This is a genomic window from Haladaptatus sp. W1 (assembly GCF_001723155.1).
GTDB classification, from domain to species: Archaea; Halobacteriota; Halobacteria; order Halobacteriales; family Haladaptataceae; genus Haladaptatus; species Haladaptatus paucihalophilus.
The window spans coordinates 1-12,679 of sequence record NZ_MEIH01000126.1 but is presented as its reverse complement, the minus strand read 5'-3'; the positions used below and the strand labels follow the sequence as shown (position 1 = coordinate 12,679).

General features: G+C 63.0%; 10 protein-coding genes and 3 pseudogenes. 8 read left to right on the top strand and 5 right to left on the bottom strand.

Annotation, left to right across the window (positions count from 1 at the left end; translation table 11 throughout):
• Positions 1–121 precede the first annotated feature (121 nt).
• The 4 genes and pseudogenes from BG842_RS31190 to BG842_RS06920 all read left to right on the top strand — a co-directional run.
• Positions 122–688, top strand: a pseudogene (locus BG842_RS31190) (metal-dependent hydrolase); the annotation flags it as partial.
• Positions 689–1,153: 465 nt separating this feature from the next.
• A complete protein-coding gene (locus tag BG842_RS06930; protein WP_007977732.1) occupies positions 1,154–1,765 on the top strand; it encodes a hypothetical protein in 612 nt (203 codons plus the stop codon).
• Positions 1,762–2,409 carry a hypothetical protein gene (locus BG842_RS06925; protein WP_069450212.1) on the top strand — a complete coding sequence of 216 codons (648 nt, stop codon included), beginning with the start codon at positions 1,762–1,764 and terminating at the stop codon, positions 2,407–2,409. Before BG842_RS06930 ends, BG842_RS06925 begins: the two co-directional genes overlap by 4 nt.
• A 101-nt stretch (positions 2,410–2,510) precedes the next feature.
• Positions 2,511–2,711 (top strand): dodecin, encoded by a 201-nt coding sequence (locus BG842_RS06920; protein ID WP_007977727.1) that lies wholly within the window; start codon positions 2,511–2,513, stop codon positions 2,709–2,711.
• A gap of 66 nt (positions 2,712–2,777) precedes the next feature.
• On the opposite strand, the gene BG842_RS06915 is transcribed toward BG842_RS06920, so the two are convergent.
• The 3 genes from BG842_RS06915 to BG842_RS06905 all read right to left on the bottom strand — a co-directional run bounded on the left by BG842_RS06915 (position 2,778) and on the right by BG842_RS06905 (position 5,990).
• Complete coding sequence (locus BG842_RS06915; protein ID WP_007977725.1) at positions 2,778–3,146, bottom strand: iron-sulfur cluster assembly accessory protein; 369 nt, start codon at positions 3,144–3,146, stop codon at positions 2,778–2,780.
• Positions 3,147–3,229: 83 nt separating this feature from the next.
• Positions 3,230–4,696 (bottom strand): PHB depolymerase family esterase, encoded by a 1,467-nt coding sequence (locus BG842_RS06910; RefSeq protein ID WP_069450211.1) that lies wholly within the window; start codon positions 4,694–4,696, stop codon positions 3,230–3,232.
• Positions 4,697–4,769: 73 nt separating this feature from the next.
• Positions 4,770–5,990, bottom strand: a complete 1,221-nt coding sequence (locus BG842_RS06905; protein WP_254662958.1) for a glycoside hydrolase family 18 protein — start codon at positions 5,988–5,990, stop codon at positions 4,770–4,772.
• 208 nt (positions 5,991–6,198) lie between these two features.
• Between BG842_RS06905 and BG842_RS06900 the strand changes: the two genes are divergently transcribed.
• From BG842_RS06900 to BG842_RS06895, 3 genes and pseudogenes are all read left to right on the top strand, one after another.
• A complete protein-coding gene (locus tag BG842_RS06900) occupies positions 6,199–7,764 on the top strand; it encodes a lipopolysaccharide biosynthesis protein (protein WP_069450209.1) in 1,566 nt (521 codons plus the stop codon).
• Positions 7,765–7,955: 191 nt separating this feature from the next.
• Positions 7,956–8,230: pseudogene (locus BG842_RS33000) on the top strand (hypothetical protein).
• Positions 8,227–8,655, top strand: a complete 429-nt coding sequence (locus BG842_RS06895; RefSeq protein WP_069450208.1) for a type II toxin-antitoxin system VapC family toxin — start codon at positions 8,227–8,229, stop codon at positions 8,653–8,655. Before BG842_RS33000 ends, BG842_RS06895 begins: the two are co-directional and overlap by 4 nt.
• Positions 8,656–9,401: 746 nt before the next feature.
• Here the strand turns inward: BG842_RS06895 and BG842_RS06890 are convergent.
• A pseudogene (locus BG842_RS06890) lies at positions 9,402–10,767 on the bottom strand (NAD(P)/FAD-dependent oxidoreductase).
• A gap of 108 nt (positions 10,768–10,875) precedes the next feature.
• On the opposite strand from BG842_RS06890, the gene BG842_RS06885 reads away from it, so the two are divergent.
• Positions 10,876–11,655, top strand: a complete 780-nt coding sequence (locus BG842_RS06885; protein ID WP_069450206.1) for an enoyl-CoA hydratase/isomerase family protein — start codon at positions 10,876–10,878, stop codon at positions 11,653–11,655.
• A gap of 395 nt (positions 11,656–12,050) precedes the next feature.
• On the opposite strand, the gene BG842_RS29635 is transcribed toward BG842_RS06885, so the two are convergent.
• Entirely contained in the window at positions 12,051–12,218 is a 168-nt protein-coding gene (locus tag BG842_RS29635; RefSeq protein ID WP_175424091.1) for a hypothetical protein, read from the bottom strand.
• Positions 12,219–12,679 lie beyond the last annotated feature (461 nt).

Sequence of the window (12,679 nt, the reverse complement as noted above, 5' to 3'; positions counted from 1 at the left end):
AGTGAGGCGACGCTCGCCGTCCGGAAGGACCGGTGAGCCGCGGTTTCATGATATAGGTTAACATCAGCCACTATCACGGTCGGGAAGAAGCTTATGAGGACTGAACGCGAAGTTGCGTTCGATGATGGTCGGCCACGCGCTGCTCGCCTTCGGGCTCGCGGCGCTCGTCGCCCAGCGATTTTGGTCCACGGAGCGCGCGCTGGCGTTCGGGGTCATCGCGGGCGTCTTCGCTACGGTTCCGGACGTCGATATGACCTACGCGGTCATCGGCCTCGCACAGTCGGGGTTCGGCGGCGTCTGGGAAATGACCGCCGCGTTCTGGGGTAGTTCACACCTCGTCCATCGCGCCGTAACTCACTCGCTCGTCGTCGCCGCTATCGCCGGTCCCGCGTTCGTCCTGGCGACGCGGAACTGGTGGCAGAGGTCGCTTTCCGCGGGCCTGCTTTCGGCGCTCGTCTGGGTTTCCTTCGTAACGAGCGGCTTCCTCGGCGCGGGCGTCATGCTCGTCTTCGTCGTCGTCGGGACGGTCGCCGCGCTCGTCGCCGACTCGCGCACCGACCTCGGTTCGGGTGAGTTGTTGCTCGCCGTCGTCTTCGGACTCGCGTCCCATCCCTTCGGCGACGTGTTCACGGGGGCGCCGCCGCAGTTTTTCTATCCGCTCGACGTGACGCTGCTTCACTCCCGAATCACGCTGCTCCCTGACCCGACGCTGAACCTGCTCGCCATCTTCGGGTTGGAACTGGTGCTAGCGTGGTTCGCCGTTTCTGTGTACTTCCACCTTCGCGTCGGAGACGTTCGGAAGCAGTTGCGCGAACACGTCCACCCCCGCGCCGCGTTGGGTGCCGGGTACGCGCTGGCTGCGCTGGTGATTCCCGCACCGACGCTCTCGGTGTCCTACCAGTTCGTGTTCTCGGTGCTCGCGGTCGGTGCCGTCGGCGTCGGCCCGCAACTCCACCCGAACGACCGTTTCCCCCGTTCGATTCCGTCCCGTGCGCACCCCCACCGCGTGGCTGTGTACCGGCATGGCCGCGGTGACGCTCGGGGTCATCGCGTACGCCGGAATGTATCTATTCGCCTGAATTTCACGTCCCGTATCCGGTATGACGCCCTCGTGACCTATCCCTTCTTACGGCCCCCGACCGTACCCCCTCGCATGGCACAGCGGGTTAGTCAGTTGGACGCGCTCGTCGAGGACAAGCGAGTCAACGCCGGACTGGCGTGGCTACTCGTCGGGTTCCTGCTCATCGTCGCGGCCGGAAGCCTGTTGCAGGACGACCTGCTGTGGGCGCTGTTCGCCGGGGCCGTCGCGGCGCTCGCTCTCGTCCCGCCCGTGTCGTACCGGAACACCGAGGCGATGCTTCCGTGGGAGGTGCTCGTGCTCGCCGCCCTCCCCGTCCTCGGGCGGGAACTCGCAACCCTCGCGCTCACGACGCGAGTCGCGACCTATCTGTCGGTGGCCGCGCTGGCGCTCATCGTCGCCGTCGAGTTGCACGTCTTCACGCCCGTTCGGATGACACACTGGTTCGCCGTCCTCTTCGTCGTCATCGCCACGATAGCGACGGCGGGCGTCTGGGCGGTCGTTCAGTGGCTTTCGGACGTGTACCTCGGGACCCAGTTCCTCGGCAGCGAGTACCGACTGATGTGGGATTTCGTCTACGCGACGGTCGTCGGCGCGTTCGCCGGAATCGTTTTCGAGTTGTACTTCCGACGGGTCATCCCGGCGGAGGAGCGCTTGCCCATCGACGTTCAGGAGCAGCTCCGATGAGAATCCGCGAACGACTCGGCATCTCCGAGCACAGCCAACGGCAGTTGACCCGACTGATGGAGTTGAGTCTCATCGGTATCTTCTTCGTCGGGATGGACCGAGGGAACCTCGGCATCATGATAAATAGCGCGCTGGCGTTCGCCATTACGCTCGTCCCCGCCGTACTCAAACGCGACTACCAGATTCCGATGGACGCGGGACTGACGCTGTGGATTACTACCGCCGTCTTCCTGCACGCGGTCGGTACCCTCGGCCCCTACCAGAACGTCTGGTGGTGGGACCACGTGACCCATATGCTCTCTGCGTCCCTCGTCGCCGGAGTCGGCTACGCGACCGTTCGCGCGCTCGACGCATACAATCCCGACGTGTACCTCCCGCCCCGCTTCATGTTCGTCTTCATCCTCATGTTCGTCGTCGCGTTCGGCGTCATCTGGGAAGTGACCGAGTTCGCGGTGAGCGGTTTGGGAAGCATCCTCGGCGGGAGGGCCGTCCTCACCCAGTACGGTCTCGAAGACACGATGCTCGACCTGCTGTTCGACACCGCGGGCGGCCTCATCACGGCGGTGTGGGGAACCGCGTATCTCACCGACGTCACCGGTGCGCTCGTCGACCGACTCGACACCCGGATGCAAGGCTCGGAGTAGACCGGTCGAAATCGCCGCGGCGACGACCGCGCGCACCTACCGAAACCGCCCCGCAACGGCCGATGCGATTTTTACCGGTGACGGGGTATCACAGAGACGTCATGGTGTTCAAGAAGATCACCCTCATCGGGACGAGCGACGAGAGTTTCGACGCGGCCACCGAAAACGCGATCGACCGAGCGGAGGAAACCATCGATAACGTCAAATGGGTCGAAGTGGACACCCTCGGCGTCGAAGTCGCCTCGGTCGAAGGACGCGAATATCAGGCCGAAGTAACCGTCGCGTTCGAACTCGAAGAGTAACGGGAAGCGAAAAGAAGCGAGACCGCCGGAAAACGGACGAAAAACGGATTTTCTTTCTTCCTCGAATCAGGTTCGGAAGCTCTCGCCACAGCCACATTCCGACACCACGTTGGGGTTCTCGACGTGGAAGCCCGCACCCTGCAGGCCGGTCTCGTAATCCACGACGCTTCCCTCGATGTAGTTCATGCTCGCCGGGTCCACGAACACGCGCAAGCCGTAGTGCGTGAAAATCGTGTCGTCGGATTCCGGTTCGTCGTCGAATCGCATGCCGTACGAAAGCCCCGCACAGCCGCCCTGCTGAACGAACAGGCGGAGTCCGGCGACCGAACTGTCAAGTCCCTCGCTGTCCAACAGGGACAGCGCTTGCTCGGCCGCGTCCTCCGTCACCTCGATTTGCGGGCCGTCCTTCCCGTTCGGTGCGGCATCAGTACTCATGCGTATCGGTTGTCGTCCGAGCCTCATTAACGTTGGCCTGCCCGAAAAAGACGGACCGGTTTTTCCGACCGTACGGAACCGCGTCAACACGAACTGACGGTCTCGTAGTACTCTTCCGAGGTCTCCTTCAACGTGCTGGTGTAGGCCGGGAAGTCGAGGTAGTCGTCGGAGCCGACGGCGTAGTAGGCGCCCGTCGAGGTGTCCTGATAAGCCCGGCCTGCGTCCCCGTGCTCGTAGTTATACGCCGTGCCACAGTACCCGGAGAAGCCGGACCCGACCGTGACGGTCACCGAGTCGGCCGCCGTGGCTCCGTCGTCGTCGGTGACGGTTACCGTGGCCGTATACTCGTCCGACGACCCGTAACTGTGGGTTACCGTCGCGCCGCTCGCGCTCGCACCGTCTCCGAAGGTCCAATCGTAGCTCGCAATCGAGCCGTCCGAATCGCTCGACTGGCTCGCGTCGAACGTGACCGTCTCGTCGACGGCTGGTGAACTCGGGCTCGCACCGGCGGTGGCGGTCGGTGCGGTGTTTCCGTCACCACCGCCGCCACCGTCGCCACCGTCGTCGCGCGGATGGTCCGCGAAGAAGTTCCAGATGATTTGGCTGGCGTCCGGACCGCCGGGAGCGGTGTACGAACCGCCCTGTGCGCCGCCCGACCACGCGTGGCCCATGTTATCGACCGTCCATTTTTCGACGACGGTGGTCCCGTTTTCGTCGTGGTACTCCGAAACGGTGTAGCTCAGGCTCTCGGCCTGCCCGTCGCGCGTGGCGTCGGCGGTGTAGTTGATGCCGTCGTCGTCCGCCCCGTCGGCGGCGAGGTCGTTGGTCTGGGTGGCCTGCTCCGCGGCCTGCTCTCCGTTCTCGGGGTAGACGGTGTAGTCGCTGGTGCCGTGGAAGACGATGGTCGGAATCGTGTCGGTGACGCCGTTCGATTCCATGGCCTGATACGCCGCGGTCCCCTGCTGCTGTGGGTCCGGGCCACCCTGCGTCATGGCGGTCGTTCCGCCGGTCACGCTGTCGGCGGCGTCGTACTCCAACCCGGAGTGAACGCCGCCCGCCGCGTACACGTCGGCGTACTCCGCGAGCAGGTTCGGGACCATCGCGGCACCCGCCGAAAGCCCGGCGACGTAGACGCGCTCGGGGTCACAGCCCTCGGCGTCGATGGTCGTTTGGGTCATTCCGGCGATGACGGCCGCTTCGCCGTAGCCCCGCATCGTGTTCGCGTCGTAAAACCAGTTCCAGCACTCGGCCGCGTTCCGCGCGTTGTACTGGTCGGGGTAGATGACGACGAACCCCTCGCGGTCCGCCACGTCGTTCATCCGCGTCTCCTCGCGGAACTGGTCCGCGTTCTGTGAACAGCCGTGGAGCATCACCACGAGCGGGGGGTTCGACCCCGCGGAGTCCGGGACGTACTTCCAGTAATCGAAGCCGTCGTAGTAGTGATTCGTGTAGCTACCCGCCGCCGCCGCGGTTCCCGCGCTTCCCAGTACGCCCGCCGTCGCAACCGTTCCACCCACGGAACGCAGGAGCGTTCGCCTGTCAAAGTTCATGCTATGACGTGTCGTACCAATGCCTTCGAACAAAATCTAACAGAGGGTCAATATATTCTGATGAAGGTAGAAATTATCGGCGGTGCGAGCAGCCGAGTACGGCGTGAATCGAACTGATGAGCGTGTTGCTGGGGTCGTGGGAGAGTTCCCAACACATCATTCCGCCGAAGTTGTTGTCCAGAACGTACCGCGATTTCTCCATGACCAAGTGTCTGTCGTCGTAGGTGACGAAGGCGTCGTCCGCTTCGGAGTACAGCCACGGGACGCGCGCTTCGTGATGCCAGTGGTACTGGTAGTGCGGTTCGGTCTTGAGCCGTCGAATGTCGTCGTACGATTTGGTGTCCGCGCCGTCGAACGGTTGAAAGAGACCCCGATTCTCGTTCTCGACGTTTTCGAAGGCGAAGCCGTAAAACGGCGTGCCGAGGACGAGTTTGTCCCGCGAAATCGGCTGGTCGGCCCAGTACCGCATCGCGTTGTCCACCGTCAGGAGCTGTTGCCAGTACGTCGGGTCCTCGTAGGGGGCGTACAGCGGCGCGTTGAAGTTCGTCGCGGAGCTCCAACTCCCGTAGAAGTTGTAGTTCATCACGTTGACGAAATCCAGATAGTCGGCGATTTTCTCCACTTCCAGCGGATCGATGTTCGACGGAATCGGTGCCGCCGCCATGCTGAGTTCGTAGTACCGGCCGTCCGCCGCCCCCGCTTCGTCCAGTTTTCCACGGAGCTCCTCCAACAGCAACGTGAAGTTCTCCGGGTCGTCCTCGCGGACCGACCCGTCGGGGTACTCCCAGTCGATGTCGATGCCGTCGAAGTTGTACCGTCGGAGCTGTTCAACGGCGGTTCGCGCGAACCGCTCGCGGGCGTCGGCGCTTGCGGCGACGGCTGACATGTTGCTCCCGAAGTCCGCGATGGAGAGCATGAACGACGTGTGACGTCGTTCGTGGGTTATCGCCTCGAACCCCGCGAGTACTTCGGGGGCCGAGTCCCCGGTGACGGCGAGTTTGACCTCGCCGTTCGCCTCGGTTTCGAGGAAGGCGTAGTTCAGGTGGGTCAGCTTGTGGTACGGCACGTCGTGAGGCGTGTAGTCGCCCGCCCATGAGGGGTAGTAGCCGACGATTCGCTTGTCGGGTCGCCGTCCGTGATGGTGATGCTGGTCATCCCCTCGGCCCTGATGGCGATGCCCGCGGTGGTCCCGCTCGCTCGCTTCGGCCGTGTTTCCGAGCAACGCCACCGTCGTTAGTGCGCCCGCACCTCGGAGGTATCGCCGCCGTCCCACGCCGCTATTTTGGAGTCTCATCACCGTAGTAATAATTGGTACGATAAATAAATACATACTCTAGTTTTATAATTCGATCGTATTGCTGGCGGAACGAATCCTGCCGCACCGTCGATACCCCCACGGAGTTTAGCCACGAAACCGGACCACACGAACCTCACGGTCGCGGCCATCGGCGGGGAGAATCAGGCGACTTATCGGCGTGCAACGAACAGACAGTGACGCGACGATGGCCACCGAGACATCCGGCGACGGGATTCCCGAAGACGAGCGCGAGGCGCTGTTGACCATCGGTCACGGTGCGGTCGTCACTTCCGGCGGACAGTCCCTCCAGCAGGTGCTGAAGGCGGCGACCGAGTACGCGCTCGCACAGGGACTCGGCCCGGTCGTCTACGGCGTCTACGCCTTCGCGTGGCGAATCACCCAGTTGCTGTTTCGACTCGTGAACTTCGGGTCGGTTCAGACGCTCCAACGGTACCTTTCCGCCTACAGTGACGATTCGGACCGGCAGGGACGAGTGGTTGGACTGGCGTACCTGACGACGCTCGTCGTCGGTCTCGGACTCGCCGGTGGGCTGATTCTCGGCAGCGAGTGGCTCAACAGCGCGACGGTCTCGCATTCCGACTTCCCACCGACGATACGGCTGTTCGCGGCTCTAATCGTCCTCGTCGGACTGGTCAGGGTTCACGCCGGAGTCCTCAGAGCGGTGCGGTCGGCCCAAGGAGAGGTGTTGTTCAATCGCGTGCTCCGCCCGGCCGTTACGCTGGCAGGTGCCGTGGGTGCGATGGCACTGGGATACTCGGTGGTCGGCGTCGCCGGTGCGTTTGTCGTCGGAATGGCCGGACTCGTACTCGTTGGATTCCCGATTGTCGTCTCGACGACCGGTATCCGGCCTCGCTTGGGCGGCGTCCGTTCGGAGGTCCGGCGGTTCTACAACCACTCGGGTCCCATCGCGCTGAGCAGCCTCGGCAAGGTGTTCCAGAACCGCGTGGACGTGATGCTCGTGGGCTTCCTGCTGACCGCGAGCGCGGCGGGGGTCTACAACGTCGTGCTCGTTTTGGTGGCGCTGGCGTGGATTCCGCTCCTCTCGTTCAACATGCTCCTGCCGCCGGTCGCGTCGGGACTGTACGCCGATGACGAGATGGAGACGCTCAACGCGGTGTACACGGCGGTGACGCGACTCATCGTCACCTGCGTCGTCCCGATTCTCGCCGTGCTGGTCGTCTACGGACGGGCGATTCTGTCCGCTTTCGGCCCGAATTTCACGGCGGGCTACGTTCCGCTCGTGGTCTATCTCGGCGGCGTCCTGGTCGGTAGCGCCGTCGGTGCGACGGGTTGGCTGCTCATGATGACCGACGACCAGTACGCGCGGATGGCGCTGGACTGGTTGCTGGCCGTCCTGAACACGGTGCTCACGTTCGCGTTCGTCAGGGCGTTCGGCCTGCCCGGTGCGGCACTCGGCACGGCCGTCGCCATCGCCGTCCAGAACTCCATCCAAGTCGTCCTCCTCCGGCACTTCGAGGGATTATGGCCCTTCGACGCGACGTTTCTCAAACCGTTCGGGGCTGGCACCGCGACGGTCGGAGTCATGTTCCTCGTCCGCGAGACGCTCGCCGGGGTCGATGCGGTCGCCGTCGGCCTCGCGCTGGGCGCTGTGACGTACGTCGGTACCCTCGTTTCGCTCGGCGTCAACGACCGCGACCGCCTCGTGGTGACGACGCTAGCCGCCCGATACCGCCGCGGTATAACCGCGGCCATCGACGAACGTCGCTCCGAACGGTATCGAGACGGGTAGGACGTGCTGGCAGGCGTTTTCGAAGTCGCCCTGGCGAAGCGCGCCGTCGATACACTGAGACATCTCTTCGACGACGGTAGAATATCGCCCGGAACACTACCGGCCGAGTTTCTACTAGTAAAACGGAAGCGACCAATCTGGTCGATATTTCGGTAGTAAACGTTATCCAGTAGAAGATTCTACCCACGATTATGGCAACGTCGGTGAAGATGGACGACGACACTAAATCTCGTCTCGAACGATTACAGGCCGAAATTCGGCTGAAAACTGGGCGCAAAGTGACCCAGCAGGAGATATTAGCACGACTCGTCGAGAACGCCATCGAATCGAAAACAGATCTCGTAGATTCGTTCCGGGAAGAACGTGTTCCCATCTCACAAACCGAGCGAGAGACGTTTCACGGGGAATGGTTTCGTCCGGCACCACCACATCCGAAGAAGACATCGACGACGTACTGTACGGATGAGCGTCTTCGTGGACACCGGCGTCCTCTTTGCGCACCACGATACGGACGCAGAGCGCCACGAGCAAGCAGTTGCCGCGTTCGACGAGCTGCTGGACGGTACGTATGGGCAGCCGTACACGAGCGACTACGTACTGGACGAGACGGTGACACTCACACGCGTTCGAACGGACTCGTTCGAGGCCGCGGACACCGTTGCCAGTCGGATTCTCGGCGAGGATCCGTTCCCAAACGTTTTGGAACTGCTCCATGTCGAACCTGACGACGTCAGTGCCTCACTAGAGACGTTTCGCCGATATAGCGACCAAAACCTCAGTTTCACGGACGCGACCATCATCTATCTGTGCGAGTCTCGCGGTATCGATGCAGTGTTGAGTTTTGACGACGACTTCGACGGCCTCATTGAGCGAATCGCACCAAGCCGCTGAGTAGGGACTACCAGAATGTGAGGATATACGTCCGGAACGCTACCGGACGAGTTTCGACTAGTAGGCTCGGTAGAAGTAGAGTCGGCAAGCGTTCGGCGACCGAGAGGTCCGAAGGACCCGTCGGTCGCCGATTCGCTCGCGCGAACGGACGTGAGTGAGAGGCCGACGAGCGACCGATGCGAGGCGCGAAGCGGCTCGGTAAGCGAACGGCGAACGGTAGTGAGCCGTGAGCTAAGGGAGCGAGAAGTGCTTTTGGTCGAGCTTTTGCAAGCGAGCGTAGCGAGCGCTGTAAAAGGTCGATGTACGCCCGGAACACTAACATCCAGCCTCATTCCGTGGCGGCGTGCCGAGTCGGCTGGCAAACCCTCGTGCCGGGCGGGCGAGTAAATCGCCGACTTGTGACGGCCGAACCGTCGAAGCGGGTCGCGTCAGTAACCGCAACCGACTTCGGAGCCAGTGGTCCCTGACTCGGGGCGGTGATTTTGGAGTTCACCAACTCGTACTGTCGCACACCCGGGTTCTCCGCGCGGTCATCGCTCCCGAAGTGGGATTACTCCGGCGGGGACTAAGGTGTGCACGAAAACGTAGACGGACGCCGGATAAGGGCCTTCCGGGTTCGCGGGGAGAGAAGACGAGAGCAAAGAAACGAGACGAGTCGAAACGAGCGGGGAGAAAGAACGGACGAACGAGACGAGTCGAAACGAGAGGGGAGACAAAACGAACCAGAAGCGTCGAAACGGGAGAAATCAGTAGACGTAATCGGATTCGGCGACCTGTACGTAGCCCTTCCGGTAGCCGAACTTCGCCTTCTTGTAGCGCGCGACGAGTTTCGCGCCGCGGACGCCGGAGGAGAAACTCGACTTGTTCAGGCCCTTGCCATCCTCGCCGAGGAGGTTATCGACCATGGCGAAGGTCTTGTCCCAGTCGTCCGGGCCGTACTCCGCAACGATGTCGGCGAACGCGATGTTGCGGAGGAGTTCGTCGCCGATTGCGGCCTTCCACTCATCGTTGTACGATTCGATGTCGTCGGTCGCGGCGAGTTTTCCGGCGATTTTGCCCGACCGAACCGCAACGTGGTAGCCCCCCTCGTGGAACGCGCTGGTCGTCCCCATCGCGCCGCCAGCGACCGCGATGCCCGCTTCGACGGGCGAGTCGATGGGTCGCGTCGAGGAGATGGGGTACGTCTCGGTGCCCTTCGATTTGCCGCGGTCCTCCACGAGCGGGAAGTCCGTCTCGATGTCGTACTCATCGCCGTACTCGCGTTCGAGGAGGCGGCGGATGTACTCCCCGGCGCGGGGGATGCCGTCGTCGTCCGGCCGGAGGAGGGCGTAGGAGTCGGGGTCGTCCACGTCGTCCAACGTCATTCCGATGGGCATCGTGAGGCCGACGCGGGCCACCGTGCCGTCGTTCGGGAAGACCCACGGGTAGGCCGTCTCTCCGGGGATGATACCCCACCAGAACTTGAGCGAGGATTTCTCGAAGACCTCCTCGGGGAACTCGCGGTACTCCTGATACGCGATGTGGTTCGCCGTCGGCGGGCTGAGGAAGTCGCTGACCGAACTGCCTTCGGGCATGAACTGGTCGAGCGTACCGAGCGTGACGCGGCGCTGTGGCCCGTCGGCGAGCACGAGGTATTTCGCCTCGATGTCCTCGCCGTCGGCGAGGTGGAGGGTGTGGCGGTACTCGGCGTCGAGGTCGGTTTCGGCGCGCCTGACGCCGACGCCGACGCGGTACTCCGTCCCCGCGTCCTCGACGCGCTCTCGCCTCCAGTCGTCCATCCGCGCGCGGTTGAAAGTAAAGCCCATCTGGGGGTACGACGAGTCGATGCCGGTGCCGCGGAGGGTGGCCGCCTCGTTCGGGCCGAGGAAGTCCACCGCATCGAGTTCCTGGAGGACGACGTGGTCCGGGATGTCCCGATAGTCCTCGTCCATGATGTCCACCCAGTAGTCGAGCATTCCGGCAGCGTCGGTCGAATCCGGGCCGAGGAACTCTCGGTCTTCGCGTGGGACGCCCTGTTCGAGGACGACGGCGCTCGCGCCGTGTGTCCCGGCCTGTTCTCCGGCCGCCATCCCGCGGGGCCCCGCCCACGATAGCAACGTCGAATCGCTCCATGTTCCTACGCTACTCAAGGAGGGATACTAAATTCTTAACCTTCCGATGTGGGAATCGTTTTCCGAACTGTCGCGGTATCGTTTTCACGATTCCGCTCGGATAAATCGTATGGCAGAGTTCGACCACCTGACCCTCGAACGGACCGACGACGTGTCGCGCGTGACGATGCACCGGCCGGAGACGCACAACGCGATGAACCCAGCGATGGCGTCCGAACTGCGCACGGTCACGGCCGACCTGTACGAGGACGATTCACGGTGTATCGTCCTCACGGGGGGCGACGGCGTGTTCAACACGGGCGCGGACCTGTCCGTGCTCTCTGGCGACGCGAGCGACGGCAGAACGCTCAGGAGCATCGCCTCCTCGCTTCACCGCGCCATCGAAAACCTCTCGCGCGCACCGAAACCCGTCATCACCGGCATCAACGGCGTCGCGGCGGGCGGCGGGTTCGGCCTCGCGCTGGCGGGCGACATCGTTCTGCTCGCCGAGGACGCGCGGTTGGAGTTCGCTTACCCGCGCGTCGGATTGACGGGGGACGCCGGTTCGACGTTTCTCCTCCCGAAACTCGTCGGCTTGCGCCGGGCGAAGGAGATTGCGCTGCTGGACGAGCCGATTTCACCCGAACGGGCGGTCGAAATGGGACTCGCCACGGAAGTCGCCTCGGAGTTCGACGACCGATTGGCCGAACTCGCCGCGGAACTCGCGGATGGCCCGACCCGCGCCTACGGAGCGACGAAGCGCCTGTTCAACCGGAGCGCAGGGCGCGACCTCTCGGCCCAGATGGCCGCCGAAACCGACACCATCGCGCGGATGACCGCGACCGACGACTACCGGCGCGGACTGGACGCGTTCTTCGGCGACGAGGAACCCGCGTTCGAAGGAGAGTAAACCGGTTATCGCCCCCTCTCACGACCCACCGAACAGACGCTCCTCCGCCTCGGCGCGGTGTCCCCCGAGGATGTGAGTGAAGAGTTGCTACTCGACATTCACGATTTGTTCGAAGAACACGACATCCCCATGCACAGCGTTTCCGTCGAGCGCTGGCGCTCTGGGTACGTCTGTTAGTTGGATAGGAGGTACCGGGAATTTTTTGAGCAGATTCGCTCCGACGTGGTGTCGTTGTGAACGATTGAATCGCAACTGCCGAGACGTGGACTTCGAACGCCTCCGCCTGTTCGCTACGAGTTGTTGGTTCTTCTGTGACTGCAACGACAGACGTCACTGAAACCGCACCCGCACCGCACCACAACCCTCCCCAACCGATTCACTCCACTTCGTTTCGATCATCCCTCGCGCGACTGCACCGGGACGACGCGGCCACGCTCGGCCGCGTCGTCCCGCCAGCGCGCGTCACAATGGAACGCCAAATTGCGTGAAACTGAATAGACTCTTCCGGCGTGTGCACCAACAACCCCGAGGACGCTCCGTCCGAGGGGTTGGTTGGTTATCACGCGAGGTCTTCGTGAACGACCCGTGGGAGTGAACGAAGTCCTGAAAATCGAAGATTTTCTGGATACGCAAACGCTTCGCGTTTGCAAGCAGCTCGTCAGAGCGTGCTCTGATGGTGGATGAGTATCGGAGCGAACGGATGTGAGCGAGAAACGCAATCGGTTGGGGAGGATGTGGCGCGGTGCTGTGCGGAACCGGTTTGTGGTTGGGACTGAAAGTCCCCGCCCGGTCGCGCTTGCATGGTCGCCTCGGCGACCCCTCTCGACGAGGCACGCGGTTTGCGTCGAGATGTCGGCGAGCGGCCGCGACCCGGCGGGGGCTTTCGGGGACTGCCTCATAGCAAGTGTAATCACAGGAAAGTTCCTGTGCATTGTTTTCTCGTAGCGAGCGTGACGGGGGCGTTCGAGGACTTCCTCATAGCGAGTGTAATCGAAGCTGTTTCACTCGGGAAATCCCCTCGACA

Bases quoted from the DNA above. Each gene is read 5' to 3' on its own strand.
- BG842_RS06920 (WP_007977727.1), top strand. From the start codon at position 2,511: ATGGTGTTCAAGAAGATCACCCTCATCGGGACGAGCGACGAGAGTTTC.
- BG842_RS06915 (WP_007977725.1), bottom strand. From the start codon at position 3,146: ATGAGTACTGATGCCGCACCGAACGGGAAGGACGGCCCGCAAATCGAG.
- BG842_RS06910 (WP_069450211.1), bottom strand. From the start codon at position 4,696: ATGAACTTTGACAGGCGAACGCTCCTGCGTTCCGTGGGTGGAACGGTT.
- BG842_RS06900 (WP_069450209.1), top strand. From the start codon at position 6,199: ATGGCCACCGAGACATCCGGCGACGGGATTCCCGAAGACGAGCGCGAG.
- BG842_RS06925 (WP_069450212.1), top strand. From the start codon at position 1,762: ATGAGAATCCGCGAACGACTCGGCATCTCCGAGCACAGCCAACGGCAG.
- BG842_RS06885 (WP_069450206.1), top strand. From the start codon at position 10,876: ATGGCAGAGTTCGACCACCTGACCCTCGAACGGACCGACGACGTGTCG.
- BG842_RS06895 (WP_069450208.1), top strand. From the start codon at position 8,227: ATGAGCGTCTTCGTGGACACCGGCGTCCTCTTTGCGCACCACGATACG.
- BG842_RS06905 (WP_254662958.1), bottom strand. From the start codon at position 5,990: ATGAGACTCCAAAATAGCGGCGTGGGACGGCGGCGATACCTCCGAGGT.
- BG842_RS06930 (WP_007977732.1), top strand. From the start codon at position 1,154: ATGGCACAGCGGGTTAGTCAGTTGGACGCGCTCGTCGAGGACAAGCGA.